Below are 21,381 nucleotides of genomic sequence, written 5' to 3' on the forward strand. Positions count from 1 at the left end.
TACTATTATTTTAACTTGTTAATTACGACTTTGGTAAGACCTGTATATTCTATGATTTTTTCAATAGGTTCTCTGTTCACTTTCATGATTTTTGCCATTTCTTTTTTACCTTGCTTAACACCTTCTTCTTTTCCTTTGTCTAAAGCTGCTTTTTCAAACCGTCTTTTAAGCTCAAAAGCAGGTACATACTTTGTACTAGCTTCTAGTTCTTTTAAAAGACCTGTTGCTGCAAAACTATAACAAGTACTTTCAGTGATAATTAAATGTTCTAGTACTGGAACTTTCATAATCCTACCCACTTGTATCATATGATCAGTAATATCTTTATCGGCTTCCGATGGTTTTAGTGTGCCTGACGGGTGATTATGAACCAATATTAACTTTACAGCTCGTTTCTGTAAAGGAATACTAAAAACCTCCATCGGTTCTACAATCGTAGCTTTAAAGCTCCCCATACTTACCAATTCGATGTTTAATATTTTATTGGCGTTATCTAAACTTATCGTCCAAAAGTGTTCTCTACCTCTATCTACTTTTTGTTCTCGTAACAAAATACGCTGCATAACTCCATAAATATCATCGGCATCTTGTATCTTGATTTTTGTTTTCTCAGTCAATCTTATATTCATTTTGATGAAGTGTAAAGTTAGTATTTGTTTTTTATTTAAAGGGATGGAAGTTATTTACGGTTTCGTGTAGACTTTCTAAATCGTCTTGCTCATACCTTTCTGTGGAACTTATGTATTTATGTCCTGCTAAATATTGAGTTTTTCGTAATCCGTTTTGTTTTAACCAATGAATAATAACACTTGTTCTTATCTGCTTTACATCTATAAAACTGTTATTGATTTCTTTTAATTCTTTAGCTAGTTTATAGATTGTATTATGTAGTTTAAAGCTCTTGCCGATTGGTAACAATAATTGTTCGGTGGCTTTATTGGTTTCTTGTAAAATTTTTGGTCTAATCTCATTTATATACTCCATAAATTCCATGAGTTGGAACGGTTTTAATTCGATTTCGCGTGAGTTACTTTTTTTAGTTCCTGGCACTTCTATTTTACCTTTATAAAGCTGTATATTTTCTACTTCTAATAATTGTAAATCTCTTGTGTTTAATCCTTGATAAACTAATAAACCTATAATTATTTTATTACGTTTTCTTGCTATTTCTTTCCCTTTATTTATGGGATAACTATAATATAAACCTTCCAATTCTTCGTACTCTAAATAATTGCTAATAACGGACTTTTTAACACCTTTTATATTGAGTTCTTTTATGATGTTTTGCGCTCTGTAATTTCCTTCTACTAAATAATCAAAATAGGTTTTTAGATTACCAACATACGTTTTTAGCGTTATTGGTTTTAACTTTCCTTTTCGTAAATATTCTATGTATTTTAAAAAAGTTTTATAATCTATAGTTTCTGCTGTTGTTCCATAACTTACACACCATTTATTAAATCTAGTGACGTTTCTTTGATAGGTAATAATGGTTTTTTCATTATAACCATTCTTTTCAAGATAATGAGTGTATTTATTTGCAGTATTTGCCATCGCGCCAGCTGGCTCATTCGCTAAAAATGTACACTGTACATTTTCTTTACGCTCTGCCCTGTAACCGTTTTTCTCTAAATAATGTTCGTACGTTTTCATCGCCTGTGAGTTCTAAAAAGTGTGTGTAAATTTGTGTAGATTCTAATGATGCATGTCCTAAAAATGTGCTGATATGCTCTATGTCTGCCCCTTGTTCTAATAGATGTGTTGCTATGCTATGCCGTAAGCTGTGAAGTGTAATATTACGTTCTTGTAAATCTTTATTTTCTGTTACTTTTATAATGGCTTTTAGTCGGTTTGCAAAGCTCATTCCTAATAATCTGCCGCCTCGGTAATTGATGAATAAGGCTTCTGTTTCTTTACTTTTATAAAATTCTGTGCGCCAATCGTAAATATAGGTTTCGAGGATTTTTAAACTATGATTATTAAGCGGTACAAAACGTTCTTTATAATTCTTACCTTTTCTAACAAATAAACGTTGTTTATCAAAAAGGATGTCACTTATATTTAAATGTACTAGTTCATTTCTTCGTAATCCACAACTATAACCGCATACTAAAATAGCTTTATCTCGATGTCTTATTTTATCATCTCCATGACTATAATTTGTGGCTTCAAAAAGTTGTTTGATTTCTTCTTGTGTTAGCACATTTAAACTATCCTTTTCGTTTCTTTCTTCTCGTTTTAGGTGAATATTAATGCCTTTATGATTGTGTTGTTTTAAGTATTCTCTAAACTTATAAAGTGCTTGTTGGTGTTTATTTAAATGTCCTTTGCTTATTCCTCCTGCTCGCCTTTGGTTGGGTCGAGATTTTAAGTGATTATAATACGCTGTTACATGCTGGGTCTGTATGTGATTGATTTGATTTATGCTTTTATTTTCTAAGTAATTAAAAAACTCTCGTAAGTGAATAGGTAGTAAATAAACCGTGTTTTCTGAATAACCTAAAATATCTAACCATGTCTTAAAGGCTATTAATAATTCTTTATAACTAGGGTTATTTAGGTTTAAATTTTTCATAATTATCTACTAGATTTTTATTTAGGTATCTGTTTTTTGAACTTTCATGAACTACTCAGTTAACTATCTGATTATCAAAAACACTATTCGTCCATTTTATCCTTTGAACTATCATGAACTCCTTGAACTACTAATTCTTGTATCGTTGATTCTAAAACCTCTTGTATTTGTTTATATGTAGCTTCGTAATCATCATAGGTAACAACTTCATATTGATAGCCTTTTCTTTTATCACCCTTAGGCTTTCTGTACTAAATTTGCTAATTGTAATTGTTGCATATAGCGTTTTTGATTACTTGGATTAACACGTAGTATTCTACGGATTTCTACATTAGTAAAAAGATTTTGGTTTTCCTTTTTTAAATACGCTTTAAGACATTCAAAAAAATATCTACAAGCTCCATTTAGTAAATCACTTTTGTGTAATAAAACATCTTTAATTAACTCGTTGGCTTCTTGTATATCTTCGATTGTTGTTTCTATATATTCTTCGCCAGTTTCTTTATGGTATTGATTTTCTCTTTGCTGTTGCTTATAAAAAGTAATCGCTTCTATAAATTGTAAATAATGACTATTGGTTCTTCGGGGTTTAAATACAGATTGTGGTAACTCTAAATATTCTGCATAAGGATTAATGACTTTTATTGGTTTTAATACGCGTTGAACATTTTGTAATATATCTTTAGCTTCTATTTGCTCTTGTTCATTAAGTTTTCCTGCACTTAAAAAACGCTGGTATTGCATGATTTTTTGATCTTGCTCTTCGCTTTCGTCTATGTACAATAAAAAGGAACGATTGCTATTATCTTCGTAAATACTTTCTTGTGTAGTACAGCCTGCTACGCTTACAGGACCTTCAACCGTTAGATGGATGGTTTTTGTATTTCCTTTTCGGTCTTTGTGAACTACTGTTTTTGTAATGCGCTTTTTAGATTGTAATTCGCGAAGTGGATAGAGTACAGATTCTGCCCCGTCTAAATCTTCTATCAATATTAATTTATGTTGTAGTTCTGTTCTATTAAAGTAATAAAAGGCGTTTGCACTTAATACTGTAATTTCTACTTTATCTTCTTCGGGTATCAGTTCTGCTACTTTAGATTGTAAATGCGTTTTTCCAACTCCAGAACTTCCTAGACTTATACAATGTAAAGGATTCTTTGTTTTTCTTGATGTAAATATTAAGTACATTAAGATTCTATTATCAACTTCCCCTATTACTCCAGATTTACCGATTAATTCGTTGGTCTTTTCTAATAGGTTGTTGCTTTGTAAAAATTGGATCGCTTCTTTTTCTTCTTTTGCCGTGAGTGTCTTACTAAATGGTTTTTGTAATTCTGCTTGTTTTGAAGTTAGTAAAAAACGATAGTTCTCTAATTCTTTGGTTAGTTCTTGTAATGTTTTTCTAATAACACTTGTTCCTATTTCTAAACGTTCTGCACATTTGCGTACTAACTTTTCTACTTGGTTATCATTGTATAAATCGATACTTTGTCTTAATATATTTAATACAGCTTTGGTTTTGGTTAACTTTTCTATACTTAATGTTACTCGTAAACTTTCTAATTTACTTAACTGTAAACCTCCTAAAATGTCTAATTCTATGGCTTTGGTTTTATAGATGTAGTTGTTTGGGTTTTGAGTGTCGAGATTGTTCATAATTTGTAAACCTGCTAATATTTGGTACAAATCTATAAAATATTATTATTTATCAAAATAATATTTGATTTTATTATATAATTTATTAGCAATATATTTGCCGTTTAAGTGAATAAACCCTTATTACATACCAAATATTAGTTACAATGCAGAGTTTCGGTAAAAAATTACGTGAATGTAGAGAAGTCAAAAAAATTTCTCAAAATGAATTAGCTAAACTTATTGAAGCTCATCATTCTATTATCGGTAAGTACGAACGTGATGAAGTTAAACCTTCTATAGATGTTGTTGTTAAAATTGCTAACACATTAAATACAACTGTTGGTTATTTACTTGGAGAGACTAAAGATAATAATGCTTTACAGGATCCTTTAATGCTTAAACATCTTAATGAAATAAACAACCTACCTAATAAAGAAAAAGAAGCTTTATTACTTACTCTTGATGCTTTTTTAAGAGATTTTAAAACTAAACAAGCTTTCTCTTCTTAAAACTAAAAAAAGCCTCTACATCTCTGTAAAAGCTTTCTCTTTTTTATTACTCCTATCTGCCAATCTTTAACGCTACTAGGTACAACCTAGCAGTAGCAGCCTATGGAACAGCGGGGGAAAAAGAAGCCCTTAACGAACTTCTTTTCTTTTTACTTTTTTATATTAAAACTTTAATTGCAATGGCCTTTTTTTTAAACCCCTCATTTACAACACAATCCCATTTATGGAACACGTTTTTGTAAAAGGTTCGTAGAGATTGCAGGCCAACACGTGCTACCTTAGCGGGGGAAAACTGTTGCTTAAATTTTATTAATTTTCACTTGTTTTTATCATGGAAATCGTTTTTTTTTAATGACTAAATTATTATTTACTTTTATAATAGCTAAACTATCTCCCTTAAAATATTCGATATTTTCTAAAAATATACTTTTTTTATTAAAGAAATTATTAAATGGTATTTTTAATCCTATGGTATCTTTTTTTCTAAACTCAATAATGACTATATCTTTTTCAAATGTAGAATTTATATTTAAACCATATTTTTTAAAAAATTTGGGAGGTTCTCCCCCATTTATTATTAAAATATCATGAGATAATACAATTTCTTTACTTTTGTTATCTTTTATAATTTCTGATATTTTTATTGCGTCAGATAATTCAGAATTCCTGTTACTCATACAGGAATTCATAAAAAAAAACAAATATTAATACAATAAAATTAATTAGTCTTTTCTGGAGGGGTATAAAGCCCTTTATCTTTTTCATTGAATCCATTTAAATCTGTTTTATCTAAATTTGCTTTTGCTTTTTTATATTACTCATCAGTTAATTTTGTTAATTCAATAGTATACCCATTTTCTGTTTTCTTTGCTGTATAAAAGCCTTCCTTATGAAATTCTTCTAACACTCTTAATGCCAATTCTTTTCTATTAAGGTTATTTTGCTTTTGTTTTAATTTATCTGAAATCTTTCTACCTAATCTATTATTTAATAAATCAATAACTTCATCAGCCTGAAACAAATTTTTAAATTCTGTTGTATAAACATTTTCTCCTAATAATAAATCAGCATTAGGGTTGCTCTCATGAGTATATCCTATCAACTCCGCTTCTTTAGAACTTATTTCATAAGCTATTGACGCTTGCCAAAGAACATGACGATATGCATTTCTTAAATTGCCGTCTACATTTTTACCCAAATGCACATTTGTCGAAAAAACACCTGCACTTGTTGATAAATCACCATCTCCTCCCCAGTCAGGGGTTCCAACTTTCCATTTTGAATTAAGTGAGGCTGATGGATGGGAAGCACCTTTTTTTGTTAAAAAATTATAATCTAAACGAGTATACCAACCTGGAGAAGTAAAAAAGCCTCCATTATGATATTTAAGAGAATAACCACCACGACTTGTTGACTTCTTAACTGACTGTCCTTCAACAGGATTTAAAGGTAATTTGTTTATATAATAGCGAGAACCTTTTGCTACTGGAGTAGGTTCCAAACCTTCAAGTTCAATCATATCTACAACCCTATTTCCACTAAAGGAATATGGAGAATAAAAAGCATACATTGATGTTAACGGGTCAACCGCAAAGAACCTCCCCACCCGTGGGTCATGCATCCTATAATTGTAATTCAAGCTATTCCCTTCGCCTTTAATTTCATTATCCATTTCCTGCCCTTGGAAGCCATACCTGTAAGAACTTGGTCCCTCACTACTACCATTACGATTAGGCAGCAGCATACCAAAAGGAAAGAAGTTAATGCGTTTTTTAGCAAAAAATCACTTTTTTCTGCGCATACCTTACCTAAAAAGCTATTCAAAAATTTTAAAGAACGTATTGCCTTTCAGCTTCGTAAAGATAACAATATTTCTCACTCGGAAGATATCCGCGCAGACAAAACCCAGTATTTTCGTTCCTCAAAAACCTCTGTGTTTCGCCTGCTTCCTGTCCTCGGTATGTTACATAAAACGGGTTATAATACATTCCCTAAAAAGTCCGACGCTTCGCCACTTGTAGTTATAACCAGTTTTATGTAAAATACTCCCATTCGCCTTTCTGCCAACGCTTTTTTAGCTCGTTTGTGGTTACTAACGCCTTTCAGTTGTTTCATTTTAAAAGCTGATGCAACCCAACCGCATTTGCAACCTCTGTTACATCAACTTTTAAAACGTAAAGTCATTTCCGCAAGAGTAAAAACGTTTTTAAAAGATGAAGATTTAGGCGGTGGATTTTCAAGCGCAAAGGCAATCTTCAGCTTTTAAAAATGCTAGAGGTTTTGCGACGATTGAGCAAAATAATTATCGTTTCCTAGTGCGTGGGCAGAAGTGGCTGGATTCAGCGTTGGAAGAGCGGATATTTTACATAATAGCAGTTATAACGACGATTTTTTATCTTTCTAAATATAAACGCCTAAAAATTGTGCGAAGCGAACTTATAACTACTATTATGTAACATAGCTTGGGGCATTTTTTGGCTTTCGGCGGTGGGAACAGCTCTTTACTTTTTTAAGATTTCCTATTTCTAATAATTGACTAATTTTCTTAAAAAAGTAATGTGCTGTGTGAGCGCTTTTGGCAAGCCAATAAAATGCAGAAGTGTGGCGCGCGGAACAAAACAAAAGACAGAGATTTTTTGCCTTTTTCGGCAATAAACTGGCTTTTGTTTTGTGGGGACTTTTTAGCTAAATGGATGGAAGTTGTTTACTGTTTCGTGCAGACTTTCTAAATCGTCTTGTACATATCTTTCCGTAGAACTAATGTATTTATGTCCTGCTAAATATTGAGTTCTTCGCAGTCCGTGGATTTTCAACCAACTAATGATTACACTTGTTCTAATCTGTTTCACATCTGTAAAACTGTTGTTGATTTCTTTTAGTTCTTTAGCTAGTTTGCCAATAGTATTATGAAGTTTAAAACTCTTTCCGATTGGTAATAATAGTTGTTCTGTTGCTTTGTTTGTTTCTCGTAAAATCTTTGGCCTAACTTCGTTAATGTATTCCATAAACTCCATTAATTGGAACGGTTTTAATTCGATTTCTCGTGTTTTACTTTTTTTAGTTCCTGGCACTTCTATTTTACCTTTGTAGAGTTGTATGTTTTCTACTTCTAATAATTGTAAGTCTCTTGTATTCAAGCCTTGATAAACGAGTAAACCAATAATTATTTTATTACGCTTTCTTGCTATTTCTTTACCTTTATTTGTTGGGTAACTGTAATATAAATCTTCTAGTTCTTCGAACTCTAAAAAGTTATTTATGATGGATTTTTTAACGCCTTTTATATTCAGTTCTTTAATGATATTCTGCTGTCTGTAATTTTCTTCTACCAAATAATCAAAGTAAATTTTAAGATTACCAACATAGGTTTTTAAGGTTCTTGCTTTTAATTTCCCTTTTCGTAGATGTTCAATGTATTTTAAAAAGGTTTTGTAATCAATAGTTTCGGCTGTTATTCCGTACTTTTCACACCATTTATTAAATCTAGTAACGCTTCTTTGGTATGTTGTGATAGTCTTGCTGTTGTAACCGTTTTTCTCTAAATAATGTTCGTATGTGTTCATCGCCTGTGAGTTCTAAAAAGTGTGTGTAAATTTGTGTAGATTCTAATGATGCGTGTCCTAAAAAAGTACTGATTTGCTCAATGTCTGCGCCTTTTTCTAGTAAATGCGTAGCAATACTGTGTCGCAAGCTGTGAAGTGTAATATTTCTACTTTGTAAATCTTTGTTTTCTGTTGATTTTATAATGGCTTTCAGACGATTTGCAAAGCTCATTCCTCTCAATCTGCCACCTCTGTAATTAATAAATAAAGCTTCTGTTTCCTTGTATTTATAGAACTCTGTTCGCCAATCGTAAATATATTCTTCCAGTATTCGTAAACTGTGATTATTTAGTGGAACAAATCGTTCTTTATAGTTCTTTCCTTTACTAACAAATAAGCGTTGTTTGTCAAAAATTATGTCGCTTACATCCAAGTGTATTAATTCATTTCTTCGTAATCCACAACTATAACAGCACACTAAAATAGCTTTGTCTCTGTATCGTATTTTATCATCTTGATTACTGTAACTTGTAGCTTCAAAAAGTTGTTTGATTTCTTCTTGCGATAATACATTTAAACTGTCCTTTTCTTTTCGTTCTTCTCGCTTTAAATGAATATTAATGCCTTTGTGATTATGTGCTTTTAAGTATTCTCTAAACTTATATAATGCTTGCTGATGTTTGTTTAAATGTCCTTTGCTTATTCCACCTTCTCGTCTTTGGTTTGGTCTGGATTTTAAGTATTTATAGTAATCTGTTACGTGGTTAGTTTGTATATGATTTAGTTGATTTATATTGACACTTTCCAGATAATTAAAGAACTCTTGTAAATGGATTGGTAACCTGTAAACCGTTGTTTCTGCATATCCTAAAATATCTAACCATTGTCTAAAATCTTGTAATAGGACTTTATAACTGTGATTATTTAGATTTAGATTTTTCATTAGGTATGTGTTTTTCGGGTTCTTGTGGTTAGGTTAACTTAAACAACTGATAATCTTATTATTAACTTAACCATTTTAATAGTGGTTAAGTAGTGGTTATGCGGTTAAGTTGATACTCGCTAAACAGTTTTGTAACGCTTTGTTTATCTGTGTTTTAAGTTCTTGATATTCATTAATATTGATAATCTCAAAATGATAGGTTTGTCCTTTTTTACCCTTGATTTTCTTAATGTAACCTTCTTCTAAAAGTTGTTTATTATAGCGTTGTAAAGTGGTTTGTTTTACTCGTAATCGTCTGCGTATTTCTGCATTTGTAAATGTGGTTTGATTATTTACTTTCAAGTAGTTTTTAAGGCTTTCTAAATGATTTCTGCAAGCTCCTGTGATTGTGTCACTTTTACGTAGTAAAACTACTGTTATGAGTTCGTTTGCTTCTTGTATATCTTCGATTTCAGTTTCTATGTATTCTTCGCCTGTTTGCTCGTCATATTTACGCTCTCGTTGGTATTGTTTGTAAAATGTAATCGCTTCTATAAATTGTAAATAGTGGCTGTTGGTTCTTCGTGGTTTAAATACAGATTGTGGTAATTCTAAATATTCTGCATAAGGATTGATTACTTTGATTGGTTTTAATATCCTTTGAACATTTTGTAATATTTCTTTGGCTTCTATTTGTTCTTGTTCGTTGAGTTTTCCAGCACTTAAAAAACGTTGGTATTGCATTATTCTAATATCTTGTTCTGCACTTTCATCGATGTACAAAAGGAAGCTTCTATTTGAGTTATCTTCGTAAACACTTTCTTGTGTGGTACAACCTGCAACACTTACAGGACCTTCAACCGTTAGATGGATGGTTTTTGTATTTCCTTTTCGGTCTTTGTGAACTACTGTTTTTGTAATGCGCTTTTTAGATTGTAATTCGCGAAGTGGATAGAGTACAGATTCTGCCCCGTCTAAATCTTCTATCAATATTAATTTATGTTGTAGTTCGGTTCTATTGAAGTAATAAAAGGCATTGGCAGATAATACCGTGATTTCTACTTTATCTTCTTCGGGTATGAGTTCTGATACTTTAGATTGTAAATAGGTTTTTCCAACACCCGAACTTCCTAAACTGATGCAATGTAAAGGATTCTTTGTTTTTCTTGATGTAAATATTAAGTACATTAAGATTCTATTATCAACTTCCCCTATTACTCCAGATTTACCGATTAATTCGTTGGTCTTTTCTAATAGGTTGTTGCTTTGTAAAAATTGGATCGCTTCTTTTTCTTCTTTTGCCGTGAGTGTCTTACTAAATGGTTTTTGTAATTCTGCTTGTTTTGAAGTTAGTAAAAAACGATAGTTCTCTAATTCTTTGGTTAGTTCTTGTAATGTTTTTCTAATAACACTTGTTCCTATTTCTAAACGTTCTGCACATTTGCGTACTAACTTTTCTACTTGGTTATCATTGTATAAATCGATACTTTGTCTTAATATATTTAATACAGCTTTGGTTTTGGTTAACTTTTCTATACTTAATGTTACTCGTAAACTTTCTAATTTACTTAACTGTAAACCTCCTAAAATGTCTAATTCTATGGCTTTGGTTTTATAGATGTAGTTGTTTGGGTTTTGAGTGTCGAGATTGTTCATAATTTGTAAACCTGCTAATATTTGGTACAAATCTATAAAATATTATTATTTATCAAAATAATATTTGATTTTATTATATAATTTATTAGCAATATATTTGCCGTTTAAGTGAATAAACCCTTATTACATACCAAATATTAGTTACAATGCAGAGTTTCGGTAAAAAATTACGTGAATGTAGAGAAGTCAAAAAAATTTCTCAAAATGAATTAGCTAAACTTATTGAAGCTCATCATTCTATTATCGGTAAGTACGAACGTGATGAAGTTAAACCTTCTATAGATGTTGTTGTTAAAATTGCTAACACATTAAATACAACTGTTGGTTATTTACTTGGAGAGACTAAAGATAATAATGCTTTACAAGATCCTTTAATGCTTAAACGTCTTAATGAAATAAACAACCTACCTAATAAAGAAAAAGAAGCTTTATTACTTACTCTTGATGCTTTTTTAAGAGATTTTAAAACTAAACAAGCTTTCTCTTCTTAAAACTAAAAAAAGCCTCTACATCTCTGTAAAAGCTTTCTCTTTTTTATTACTCCTATCTGCCAATCTTTAACGCTACTAGGTACAACCTAGCAGTAGCGACACGTGGTAACCTAGCGGGGGGAGATTTAACTATTTTATAAAGTCTCCTAGAAAATCATCAAAATTTGATAATTCTATATATCTTCCTTTTTCTCTAAAACATTCTTTTAAGATTTTATCTTGTTCGATGTTTTCTTTTCTTTTATCAGTAGCAGAAAAAATTCCTGTGAACCTAATATTATCATACTTATTATTAAGAATTTCGTTTAACAATTCAAATTGTGTTTTAGTTTTTGGATATCCCATAATGATAATTTTACGTGATTTTAAGGCTAAAATTTCATTAGTAATCAAACTATTAATATCTTCATTTTTTAACAATTCCCCTTTCCCTAAGCTATTGTTCATAGATAAGCCTATTGATGTTTCTTTAGAAATTTCGTTTTTCATTAAATCAGGAAAAAAAACTATATCATACTTATTTAGAGATGCTATTTTTTCTACCTTATCATAAAGATACCTAGAAAAGGAACAATTAATTGAGATTACATCCATAGTATGAAGTTATTGCTTTGATGGGGTGAAAATAACATTAATTATACCGTCTGCGGATTCATCAACTATTGGCGTTCCTCCATAACCTGCTTTCTGGGCTGCTCTTCCTGTTGGTGTGTTTAATGCAGCATTTGTTGTGCTCATAGTTTTTCTGTTTTTCATAAAACTAGTATAATTTGTTGACGGTTTTCCGTTAAAATTGCGTTTCCAAGTCCCTATAATTCGGGTTGGATTATATTTGTCTACACTAGCTTTCATAACTGCCGATAAAACTCCTTTTCTTCTTAAGTCCTTCGGAACAGTAATATCCAAAACTAAATCAAAACCATCAACATCAATATCACCTAAACTTGTATTCTTATAAGATACAAGGTTATAATCACTTCCTTCCATTACGTTTTTTAATTTAATATCTGCTGAAGTGACTTTAGGTATTTGCTCATCAGCAATACCAATTATAATTTTAGGTTTTTTCCTTTTAGCATTACCAAGAATCTTTTTTCCATTTTTAGCTATATTTCTAAAACCATCATACAAGAAGAAGACTCCCATAGCCATCTCTAATTTACCTCCAAGTTCTTCCATAACTTTTAGGGCTCCTCCCATTTCTGCTTCGGAATCGGCTATATCTCCTTGATTGAGTATATTAAATACTTCTTCTACATTAGCTCCTAACTTATCCGTACTTTGATTTAAAATCTTATCTGGTAATACATGCCAATGTCCATCAGAACCTTTTACATAATTTTTTCCTTGTATACCACCTCCAATTTTTTTACCTACAACAGATTCCATTCCTTGACCAACCTGATGGACTTCAACTAATTGAAAATAATTACCTCCATCAATTTCTTTCATACCCAACATATAGAAAGAACTTTCTAATCCTTCCCTTTCTATTCGATCTATTACTCTATTCTCGCTAAAAGCATATGGTGAGTTATGCGGATATTCAGGTGCTAAAGGGTCTACAGCGAAAAATCTTCCTACCCTAGGGTCATGCATTCTATACTTGTAGTTTACAGAATTCCCTTCTCCCTTAATCTCATCATCTTTTTCCTGCCCTTGGAAACCATATCTATACGACTCTAACGGATTTTTAGAACGCTTTTACCATTTTCTCTAAAGCACTTTATCAAAATTTTATAAAAGAACGTATGTCTCTCGACCTTGTAAATATAGGTTTTTAACATTAAATCCTCGCAGTAGCAACCCAGTTTTTTCGTTTCTCAAAAACCTCTGTCTTGCTACTGCTCCCTTTTCCTCGGTATGTTACATAATTAGCATTATAAGTTCGCTCCGCACAGTTTTTAACGGATTATTTTTTGTTGTTTAAAAACTGTCGTTATAATGTAAATTATGTAAAATACTCCCATTCGCCTGACTTCAGACGCTCACTTTTGAACTTCGATTGATGTTTTTAGTTTTGATTGTAAAAGTTTGTGAATACTAACGCCTTTCAGTTGTTCCATTCCAATAAATGAACAATCCCAACCGCATAAAACCACTTCGTAGATTATTCCTTTATCGGAACGCTTGCAGAAGCATCAAACGTTTTAAAAAGATGAAGATTTACAGGTCTATAATTTCAGGATTAAGAAACAACCTAAATCAATCTTCAGCTTTTTAAAATGTGACAAACGATAGTGCGTTCAGCTTGTTAGCTCTGAAGTTTCTTATTTAGTTCGGGTTTGTGCGGTTGGTATGTCGGCAATTTTACATAATAGCAGTTATAACTATCGCCCGCAACAATAATAACACGCCGAAGGCAACCAAAAGGGAAGTATTATAACTTCTATTATGTAACGTTGCTTGGGGCGGTTTTTGGCTTTTTAGCGATGGATGCAGCTCTTTGCAATTGTGAGGCACGAACAACTTGTAATGTGCTGCAATAGCTGGGGTAGACAAAAATTGCAATGCGGTGGCGAGGGGTGGCGTTTATTTCTTCTCATAAAGAACAAGTGCTAATTCGTCTACTTTTTTAAACTCAATATCCGAAGTAATCAATGGAAAATCTAAATACAATGCTGTTGCAATAATAATACTATCTGGAAGCTTTGTATTATATGTTTTTCTAATTCTTATGGTTTCTTGTTTTACTGCACTATTTATCGTTATGGTTTTGCATTGTGATACAAATTCATTGATAACTTTTTCTTCTTTGACTGTAATGCCTTTATAGGCCAACAATTCCAGTTCTGTAATCACAGAAATATATAATTGCTTTCCGTTTAATAATTCGGCTAGTGTTTCATCTCCATTTAATAAATAGAGAATAATATTGGTGTCTAAAAACAGCTTATTCCCATTCATTACGAAGCTCTCTTTGTATGTTTAAAGCATCTTTTTTTAAGCTGATTTTTCCAACATATTTATATACGTCAACGCCTTTAGGCTTTAACTCTTTTGCTAAGTTCTCTAATATACTTCTGATGCTTTTTTTAGTAGCACCTTGTCTTAATGTCGTTACCATAATTCTTCTTTTATATTACAAAGGTAATTTAATGTTTTTTATTGTTTTTAAGTCTTAATATTTAACAAAAATAACAACTTGGTATCACAATTTGTGATACCAAGTTTACTTTTCATCAAGGTTTTAACCATTCTGATAGCCCATCAAGTTCTGTATTTGGGTAACTGATTAAAAGTATTTTACACAGCCAATAAATAGCACTTTGCAGCTGTTCACTTTTATAATGTCTTTTTTCTAATTGGGTTAACAGCACTATGTTTTCTAATAATGATTCTTGCATATAGATAAGTTCACTTAAATCAGTAATAGGTAGTTTTATATAATTCTGTTTTGTTTTGGGGTCTGTTTGCAAGGTATGTAGATACCTTGTCTTAAATTCATGTGATGTCATTTTGGTAATGTTTTAGGATTAAAAACCCTGCTTAGGCTTCCTATGCACATTACCGTGCACTGAGATTGTTTCCTAACTCAAGCCATACAGGGCGTAACTTTAATTGTAACTTAAAAGTGGTAATGTTTAAGGAATAAAAGTAATATTATCTTTTATATTTCTATGGACTGTTATTCTTTATTTTCATCTCTCATATTTTTTTATCGTAAGGGGTGGAAGTTGTTTATGGTTTCATGCAGACTTTCTAAATCGTCTTGTTGGTAGCGTTCGGTTGAACTTATATATTTATGTCCTGTCAGATATTGGGCTTTTCGCAGTCCGTTTTGTTTGAGCCAGTGGATGATAACACTTGTTCTTATTTGTTTTACATCGGTAAAACTGTTATTGATTTACTTTAGTTCTTTAGCTAATTTATGTATCGTATTATGAAGCTTGTAACTCCTTCCTATTGGTAGTAATAATTGTTCGGTTACTTTATTGGTTTCTTTTAAAATCCTTGGCCTAACTTCGTTAATGTATTCCATAAATTCCATGAGTTGGAACGGTTTGAGTTCAATATCCCTTGTGTTACTTTTTCTTGTTCCTGGAACTGTGATTTTACCTTTGTAAAGCTGTATGTTTTCCACTTCCAATAATTGTAAATCCCTTGTATTTAAACCTTGATAAACGAGCAGTCCAATGATGATTTTATTTCGCTTTCTTGCTATTTCCTTGCCTTTATTGATTGGATAACTATAATATAAATCTTCCAGTTCCTCGAACTCTAAAATGTTGTGTATAATATGACGTTTTACTCCTTTTATATTCAGGTCTTTTATATCGTTCTTTTCTCTGTGGTTTTCTTCTGTGAGGTAATTAAAATAGATTTTTAGATTACCTATATAGGTTTGCAGGGTTCTTGGTTTTAGCTGTGATGCTCGTAAATACGCTATGTATTGCAAAAACGTTTTGTAATCTATGGTTTCTGCATGTGTTCCATAGCTTTCGCACCAATCGTTAAACCTTGTTACGCTTCTTTGATAGGTGGCTATACTCTTGTCGTTGTAACCGTTTTTCTCTAAATAATCCTCGTACGGCGGTGAGCCACCGCAGGCAATCATTTTCTTTTGTTCCATTTTTGTGGTGGTTTATTTGTAAATTTAACATCACTTGGCATTGCCAAGAAATGTGTATAAATCTGTGTGCTTTCTAATGAGGTATGCCCTAAAAATTTACTTATCTGCTCTATGTCTGCACCTTGTTCGAGTAAATGGGTTGCAATGCTATGGCGTAGACTGTGTAATGTGATGTTGCGTTCTTGTAGATTTGGATTTTTGGTTGCTTTAATTATCGCCTTTAAGCGGTTTGCAAAACTCATTCCTAGTAATCTGCCTCCTCTGTAATTAATAAACAGACTTTCGGTTTTTTTGTAATTGTAAAACTGTGTTCTATAATCATAGATATAGGTTTCCAATATATCCAAGCTGTGCCTGTTAAGTGGCACAAAGCGTTCTTTATAGTTCTTGCCCTGTCGTACAAACAAGCGTTGTTTATCAAAAAGGATGTCGCTTGTATTGAGGTGTACTATTTCATTTCGCCGCAGCCCACAACTGTAACAGCATACTAATATGGCTTTGTCCCTGTAACGTATTTTATGGTCTGGATTACTGTCATTGGTAGCTTCAAAGAGTTCCTTTATTTCCGATTGTGTCAATACATTTAAGCTGTCCTTATCGTTTTTCTCCTCGTGTTTTAGGTGTATGTTAATCCCTTTATGATTGTGCTGTTTTAGGTATTCCCTAAACTTGTACAATGCTTGCTGGTGCTTGTTTAGATGCCCTTTGCTTAATGCTCCTGTTCTCCGTTGATTAGGGCGTTCTTTTAAATGTTTGTAGTAATCTATTACGGTTTGGGTGGTTATATGATTGATTTGATTGATGTCTTTACTTTCCAAGTAATTAAAGAACTCTCGTAAGTGTATGGGTAAGTTGTAAACCGTTGTTTCTGCATAACCCAATATATCCAACCACGCCTTAAAGGCGATTAACAGCTCTTTATAACTATGGTTTTTTATGGATAAATTTTTCATCACTTGACCTTTTTTGGGTTTGTATGGCGAACTTGGATTAACTAACTGGTTTCCTATATTTTAACTTCGCCATTTTCATGATAGCGAACTTCTGGCGATGTGGCGAGGTCGATACTTGTTAAACAATTCTCTAAAGCTATATTTATCTGCTCCTTTAGGTTAGTATATTCATCAATATCAACGATTTCATAATGGTAGAGCTGTCCTTTTTTGCCTTTTATTTTTCGTATATAATCTTCTGCCAATAATTGTTTGTTGTAACGTCTTAAAGTGGTTTCTTTTACTCGTAGGTTTCTGCGGATTTCAGCATTTGTAAATGTGGTTTGGCTTTGTTCTGTCAAGTAAGCTTTAAGCCTTTCAAGATGGTTTCGTGTTGCTCCTGTGATTGTGTCGCTTTTTCGCAATAAAACTTCTGTAATCAGTTCGTTGGCTTCTTGTATATCTTCGATTCGAGTTTCTATATATTCTTCTCCTGTTTCCTCATTATACTGTTTCTCTCTTTGCTGTTGTTTGTAAAATGTGATGGCTTCTATAAACTGTAAATAATGGCTATTGGTTCTACGTGGTTTAAATACGGATTGTGGCAGTTCTAAATATTCTGCATAAGGATTGATTACTTTTATTGGCTTTAAAATCCGTTGTACGTTTTGCAATAATTCTTTAGCTTCAATCTGTTCTTGTTCATTCAATTTTCCAGCACTTAAAAAGCGTTGATACTGCATTATTCTGCTGTCTTGTTCCTCGCTTTCATCGATATATAAAAGGAAGCTTCGGTTTGAGTTATCTTCGTAAATACTTTCTTGTGTGGTACAGCCTGCAACACTTACAGGACCTTCTACTGTTAAGTGTATGGTTTTTGTAATGCGCTTTTTGGATTGTAGTTCGCGAAGTGGATAGAGTACAGATTCTGCACCATCTAAATCCTCGATTAATATTAATTTGTGTTGTAATTCGGTTCGGTTGAAGTAATAAAAGGCGTTTGCAGATAATACCGTTATTTCTACTTTGTCTTCTTCGGGTATCAGTTCCGATACCTTGCTTTGCAGATGTGTCTTGCCAACGCCACTACTTCCTAAACTTATACAGTGCAATGGGTTGTTTGTTTTTCTTGATGTAAAAATCAAGTACATTAATAGTCTGTTATCGACTTCGCCAATAACTCCACTTTTACCAATTAGCTCATTTGTTTTTTCTAGTAGGTTTTTAGACTGCAAAAATTTAATCGCTTCTTGTTCTTCTAGTTTTGTTAGGTGTTTACTAAATGGCTTTTGTAACTCGTTTTGTTTATCGTTCAATAAAAATCTATGACTTTCTAAAGCTTTGGTTAGTTCTTGTAATGTTTTCCTAATAACACTAGTGCCTATTTCTAAGCGTTCTGCACATTTTCTAACTAACTTTTCTACTTGGTTATCGTTATATAAATCGATGCTTTGTCTTAAAATATTTAATACGGCTTTGGTCTTGGTTAGCTTTTCAATACTTAATGTTACTCGCAAGCTCTCCAATTTGTTTAACTGTAAACCGCCCAATACGTGCAACTCTATGTCTTTTGTTTTATAACAGTAGTTGTTTGGGTTTTGAGTATCGAGATTGTTCATAAGTTTTTACTAATCGTTTTCACTTACAAACATAGCGAATTTGATTTATTTAACTAATCTTATTTGATTTTATTTATTCACAACAATAGTATTATTTGCTGTTCTATTTGTAGATTTGTACAGCATTTAGACATTATTTGTCTTGTTAACAAGTTTAAAGACTATGAGTGATTTCGGTTCTATATTAAAAAGTCTGCGTAGTGAAAAGGGTTTTTCGCAGGAAGCTTTTGCAGGTAAAATTGGTGTTCACGTTACTAATCTTTCTAAATATGAGCGTAACCTTTCGATTCCTTCTTTAGAAGTTGCCAAACGTATGGCGGAAGTATTGGAGATTTCTTTGGATAGATTGGTTCACGGCGAGAACATAGCACAGGACACCATAGAGGATATAGATTTGCTTACATTATTTAACAAGGCTCAAAAACTCTCCAAAAAACAAAAGGAAACCGTTAAAGATTTCCTCTCTGCTTTTGTGCTTAAAGCCGACCTTACACAAAAATTAAGTAAATAAAAAAGCCTTTACATCTCTGTAAAAGCTTTCTGTTTTTTATTCTATTATTCTATTATTTACTCGGTACGGCACTAGTTACAAACTAGCGCTAGCCGGGGTACATGACTGGGCATAAAACAATAACAGTACAGCTCCATGCCTTTTTCTTTCCTGCAATAGTTTACACTCTCTGCCAATACATTAAAATACAATTGCCGCGTAAATACATCCAACCAATAAACCGTTGCAAAACTTACAAAGTACAGACCGCCCTTGTTATGGAACTTGTATTTTCTGCTCATCCTACCAAAATACAAAAAGCTACGCTTTATAGCATAGCTTTTTGTTATTCTTAGCTTTGACGGCACTCGTTACAAACGAGCGCTAGCCGGGGGTCAACGCTTCCTTTGATAAAAAAACGGTACAACGTTTACAAGATATTCTTGATTTAGATAAGGAAACTCAAAATGTTTTATTTAGACTTATTGATACTATGATTAGAGATACTAAAGCTAAAAAAGCTTACTCATAAAAAAAGCCTCTACATCTCTGTAAAAGCTTTCTCTTTTTTATTTATTACTCTTATCTACCAATCTTTAATGCTACTAGATACAACCTAGCAGTAACGACACGTGTTACCCTAACGGGGTATCATTGATGTTATTATTTACTTTACTTACTCTTACCGCCACTAGTCACAGACTAGCGGTAGCGGGGATTAACTATAATTGCTCATTAAGAGCTTTTCTTAAAAACTCCAACAAATCATTACTTATATATTCAAGTTCTCCTATGGGTTCATCACTTAAAGAGGGATTCCAAACATAAATACTACCATAAGTTGTGCTGTTTTTAGAACAATCTAAAACAAAATACTCTTGATCACCAGAATCTGATATAACAATCAAATTATTATTTAACCCTCCTTCTCTTAAATCTTTATTTACATATATAATGTTAACTGGAGTTTTTAAATAAATATCTAAATTGGGTTTAGCACCTAAAAAATCAATAAATCCTATTTTCCCAGAACCAAATTCATGTAAAAAATGTTTATAAACTTCTGGCAATTTCACTCCTAATTCTGTTTCAATTAAGTTAACAGTAGAAGTATTAATTTTTCCATTCGACTTTGTTCCTTCAATCCCTGTTTCTATATTTTTTATAAACTCTTTTATACTATTCATTATCCTCCGTTATTATTAGATTTTGATTGTTGAATTTGAGATGCTCTATTTTGCCAGTATTCTTTTTTAAACTTGTTAAATTCAGATCTACTAAATTGGAAATCTTGTGGTTTTTTATTTCCAGCACCACCAGTCCATATATGTAATGTTCCATGATTGTCTTTATGAAATTTACCATCTACCTCTGCAAATGGACCATTTCTGTGCTGAATCATATGATGTATATCTACCTTATACTCTTTACCGTCTTTGTGCATTACTACAGGTGAATCTCCATCTTCCATTCTTTTCAAATTTGTTCTACCATCTAAAGACACATAGTCAGCATCAAAAGTATCATCTTTTCTATAAACCCTACCGCTTAATCCATTTGATGCTTCAAATTCTGTATCATTGTCTTTCTTATAGAATTTTCTCTTATTAAGATTACTTGTAGCTTGCTTTTGAGTTTTAGATTTTGGAGAAGAACCTACTCTTGAACGCCTAATTCTTGTCATGGCATATCTTTCTCCAAAACCAGTAGCATTTAATGCAATACCCATTGCAGCAGATCCAATAAGTCTTTGATTAAGCGTTTCTCCAAATTGTTGAAGTTCAGCAGCTCTCATTTGATGGAAGTATTCAGGGTTAATGATAAAATCATACATCCCTTCAAAACTTCCATGTGGACTTCCTACAGAGTAATTGACTTCTGACATACCTTCTGGAAAAACAACACCTGCTTTTTCATAAAAAGCCCACTCTGCACCTTTATAATTAATGTGTATAGATTCTGTTTGAAGATTTCTATCTATCCAATCATTTTCTGCAGAAGTTAGAGTTAAATTAGGACTTCCATCTTCGTTGAGAGTAAGCGTATAATGCAATTGCTCTAAACCTTCCAGTTCTATCGCATCTATAACTCTGTTCTCTGCAAAAGAGTAAGGACTATTCCATGGAAAACTAGCTTTTAATGGGTCTTCTGCAAAAAACCTACCTATCCTAGGGTCGTGCATCCTATATTTGAAGTTTACAGAATTCCCTTCTCCCTTAATCTCATTATCCACTTCCTGTCCTTGGAAACCATATCTGTAAGAGTCAGAGCTTCCATGTCTATTAGGTAAGAGTTGACCAAATGAAAACTAATCTTACGCTTTTTTTGAAGCAGTCGACCGATTTTCCCTAAAGCCTTATTTTCAAAATTTTATTAAAGAACGTATGTCTTTCGACCTTGCTAAGATAACAATATTTCTCACTCACAAGATGTC

22 protein-coding genes and 3 pseudogenes are annotated in these 21,381 nt (G+C 32.2%); 3 read left to right on the plus strand and 22 right to left on the minus strand.

Annotated elements, in window-relative coordinates; translation table 11 throughout:
• Nucleotides 1–5 precede the first annotated feature (5 nt).
• The 4 genes from A8C32_RS19515 to A8C32_RS20980 form a co-directional block, all read right to left on the minus strand.
• Nucleotides 6–617, minus strand: a complete 612-nt coding sequence (locus tag A8C32_RS19515) for a JAB domain-containing protein (RefSeq protein ID WP_240491783.1) — start codon at nt 615–617, stop codon at nt 6–8.
• A 43-nt stretch (nt 618–660) separates the two neighbouring features.
• The gene (locus A8C32_RS19520) at nt 661–1,653 is read right to left on the minus strand and encodes a tyrosine-type recombinase/integrase (RefSeq protein WP_069832041.1); all 993 of its coding nucleotides are present in this window, start codon (nt 1,651–1,653) and stop codon (nt 661–663) included.
• Nucleotides 1,601–2,575, minus strand: coding sequence for a tyrosine-type recombinase/integrase (locus A8C32_RS19525; protein ID WP_069832042.1), 975 nt, complete (start codon nt 2,573–2,575; stop codon nt 1,601–1,603). Before A8C32_RS19525 ends, A8C32_RS19520 begins: the two co-directional genes overlap by 53 nt.
• A 237-nt stretch (nt 2,576–2,812) precedes the next feature.
• Nucleotides 2,813–4,231 (minus strand): hypothetical protein, encoded by a 1,419-nt coding sequence (locus A8C32_RS20980; protein WP_205635413.1) that lies wholly within the window; start codon nt 4,229–4,231, stop codon nt 2,813–2,815.
• 146 nt (nt 4,232–4,377) lie between these two features.
• Between A8C32_RS20980 and A8C32_RS19535 the strand changes: the two genes are divergently transcribed.
• The gene (locus tag A8C32_RS19535; RefSeq protein ID WP_069832044.1) at nt 4,378–4,722 is read left to right on the plus strand and encodes a helix-turn-helix domain-containing protein; all 345 of its coding nucleotides are present in this window, start codon (nt 4,378–4,380) and stop codon (nt 4,720–4,722) included.
• Between the two features lie 329 nt (nt 4,723–5,051).
• Here the strand turns inward: A8C32_RS19535 and A8C32_RS19540 are convergent, their stop codons facing one another.
• The 6 genes from A8C32_RS19540 to A8C32_RS19565 form a co-directional block, all read right to left on the minus strand.
• The gene (locus tag A8C32_RS19540; protein WP_069832045.1) at nt 5,052–5,399 is read right to left on the minus strand and encodes a hypothetical protein; all 348 of its coding nucleotides are present in this window, start codon (nt 5,397–5,399) and stop codon (nt 5,052–5,054) included.
• Nucleotides 5,400–5,536: 137 nt separating this feature from the next.
• On the minus strand, nt 5,537–6,466 hold the full coding sequence (locus tag A8C32_RS19545; RefSeq protein ID WP_083253440.1) for a DUF6973 domain-containing protein: 930 nt from the start codon (nt 6,464–6,466) through the stop codon (nt 5,537–5,539).
• A 233-nt stretch (nt 6,467–6,699) separates the two neighbouring features.
• Nucleotides 6,700–6,837 carry a hypothetical protein gene (locus A8C32_RS20855; protein WP_165605874.1) on the minus strand — a complete coding sequence of 46 codons (138 nt, stop codon included), beginning with the start codon at nt 6,835–6,837 and terminating at the stop codon, nt 6,700–6,702.
• Between the two features lie 566 nt (nt 6,838–7,403).
• On the minus strand, nt 7,404–8,285 hold the full coding sequence (locus A8C32_RS19555) for a tyrosine-type recombinase/integrase (protein ID WP_069832048.1): 882 nt from the start codon (nt 8,283–8,285) through the stop codon (nt 7,404–7,406).
• Nucleotides 8,206–9,207, minus strand: coding sequence for a tyrosine-type recombinase/integrase (locus A8C32_RS19560; protein ID WP_069832049.1), 1,002 nt, complete (start codon nt 9,205–9,207; stop codon nt 8,206–8,208). The genes A8C32_RS19555 and A8C32_RS19560 overlap by 80 nt, the downstream gene beginning before the upstream one ends.
• 96 nt (nt 9,208–9,303) lie before the next feature.
• On the minus strand, nt 9,304–10,842 hold the full coding sequence (locus A8C32_RS19565) for a hypothetical protein (protein ID WP_069832111.1): 1,539 nt from the start codon (nt 10,840–10,842) through the stop codon (nt 9,304–9,306).
• 146 nt (nt 10,843–10,988) lie between these two features.
• On the opposite strand from A8C32_RS19565, the gene A8C32_RS19570 reads away from it, so the two are divergent.
• Nucleotides 10,989–11,333: a helix-turn-helix domain-containing protein gene (locus A8C32_RS19570; protein WP_069832050.1), complete on the plus strand. Its 345-nt coding sequence runs from the start codon at nt 10,989–10,991 to the stop codon at nt 11,331–11,333.
• Between the two features lie 129 nt (nt 11,334–11,462).
• Here A8C32_RS19570 and A8C32_RS19575 read toward each other — a convergent pair whose 3' ends face one another.
• The 8 genes and pseudogenes from A8C32_RS19575 to A8C32_RS19605 all read right to left on the minus strand — a co-directional run bounded on the left by A8C32_RS19575 (nt 11,463) and on the right by A8C32_RS19605 (nt 18,457).
• On the minus strand, nt 11,463–11,927 hold the full coding sequence (locus A8C32_RS19575) for a nucleoside monophosphate kinase (protein WP_069832051.1): 465 nt from the start codon (nt 11,925–11,927) through the stop codon (nt 11,463–11,465).
• Between the two features lie 9 nt (nt 11,928–11,936).
• Nucleotides 11,937–13,001, minus strand: a pseudogene (locus A8C32_RS19580) (hypothetical protein); the annotation flags it as partial.
• An 864-nt stretch (nt 13,002–13,865) separates the two neighbouring features.
• On the minus strand, nt 13,866–14,240 hold the full coding sequence (locus A8C32_RS19585) for a type II toxin-antitoxin system VapC family toxin (RefSeq protein ID WP_069828562.1): 375 nt from the start codon (nt 14,238–14,240) through the stop codon (nt 13,866–13,868).
• Complete coding sequence (locus tag A8C32_RS20860) at nt 14,227–14,400, minus strand: hypothetical protein (RefSeq protein ID WP_165605769.1); 174 nt, start codon at nt 14,398–14,400, stop codon at nt 14,227–14,229. The genes A8C32_RS19585 and A8C32_RS20860 overlap by 14 nt, the downstream gene beginning before the upstream one ends.
• A 115-nt stretch (nt 14,401–14,515) precedes the next feature.
• On the minus strand, nt 14,516–14,791 hold the full coding sequence (locus A8C32_RS19590; protein ID WP_069832053.1) for a hypothetical protein: 276 nt from the start codon (nt 14,789–14,791) through the stop codon (nt 14,516–14,518).
• A 389-nt stretch (nt 14,792–15,180) separates the two neighbouring features.
• A complete protein-coding gene (locus A8C32_RS19595; RefSeq protein WP_069832054.1) occupies nt 15,181–15,906 on the minus strand; it encodes a tyrosine-type recombinase/integrase in 726 nt (241 codons plus the stop codon).
• Complete coding sequence (locus A8C32_RS19600; RefSeq protein ID WP_069832055.1) at nt 15,888–16,859, minus strand: tyrosine-type recombinase/integrase; 972 nt, start codon at nt 16,857–16,859, stop codon at nt 15,888–15,890. The genes A8C32_RS19595 and A8C32_RS19600 overlap by 19 nt, the downstream gene beginning before the upstream one ends.
• Nucleotides 16,860–16,912: 53 nt before the next feature.
• A complete protein-coding gene (locus A8C32_RS19605; protein ID WP_069832056.1) occupies nt 16,913–18,457 on the minus strand; it encodes a hypothetical protein in 1,545 nt (514 codons plus the stop codon).
• Between the two features lie 163 nt (nt 18,458–18,620).
• On the opposite strand from A8C32_RS19605, the gene A8C32_RS19610 reads away from it, so the two are divergent.
• Nucleotides 18,621–18,968, plus strand: coding sequence for a helix-turn-helix domain-containing protein (locus A8C32_RS19610; protein ID WP_069832057.1), 348 nt, complete (start codon nt 18,621–18,623; stop codon nt 18,966–18,968).
• 98 nt (nt 18,969–19,066) lie between these two features.
• On the opposite strand, the pseudogene A8C32_RS21230 reads toward A8C32_RS19610, so the two are convergent.
• The 4 genes and pseudogenes from A8C32_RS21230 to A8C32_RS21305 all read right to left on the minus strand — a co-directional run.
• A pseudogene (locus tag A8C32_RS21230) lies at nt 19,067–19,249 on the minus strand (transposase); the annotation flags it as partial.
• A 420-nt stretch (nt 19,250–19,669) separates the two neighbouring features.
• Nucleotides 19,670–20,134, minus strand: a complete 465-nt coding sequence (locus tag A8C32_RS19615) for an SMI1/KNR4 family protein (RefSeq protein WP_069832058.1) — start codon at nt 20,132–20,134, stop codon at nt 19,670–19,672.
• Entirely contained in the window at nt 20,134–20,832 is a 699-nt protein-coding gene (locus A8C32_RS21300; protein WP_349267259.1) for an HNH/ENDO VII family nuclease, read from the minus strand. Before A8C32_RS21300 ends, A8C32_RS19615 begins: the two co-directional genes overlap by 1 nt.
• Before the next feature lie 189 nt (nt 20,833–21,021).
• Nucleotides 21,022–21,237, minus strand: a pseudogene (locus A8C32_RS21305) (RHS repeat-associated core domain-containing protein); the annotation flags it as partial.
• Nucleotides 21,238–21,381: the final 144 nt, after the last annotated feature.

Origin of the sequence: Flavivirga aquatica (genome assembly GCF_001747085.1) — a bacterium.
Taxonomy (GTDB): Bacteria; Bacteroidota; Bacteroidia; order Flavobacteriales; family Flavobacteriaceae; genus Algibacter_C; species Algibacter_C aquatica.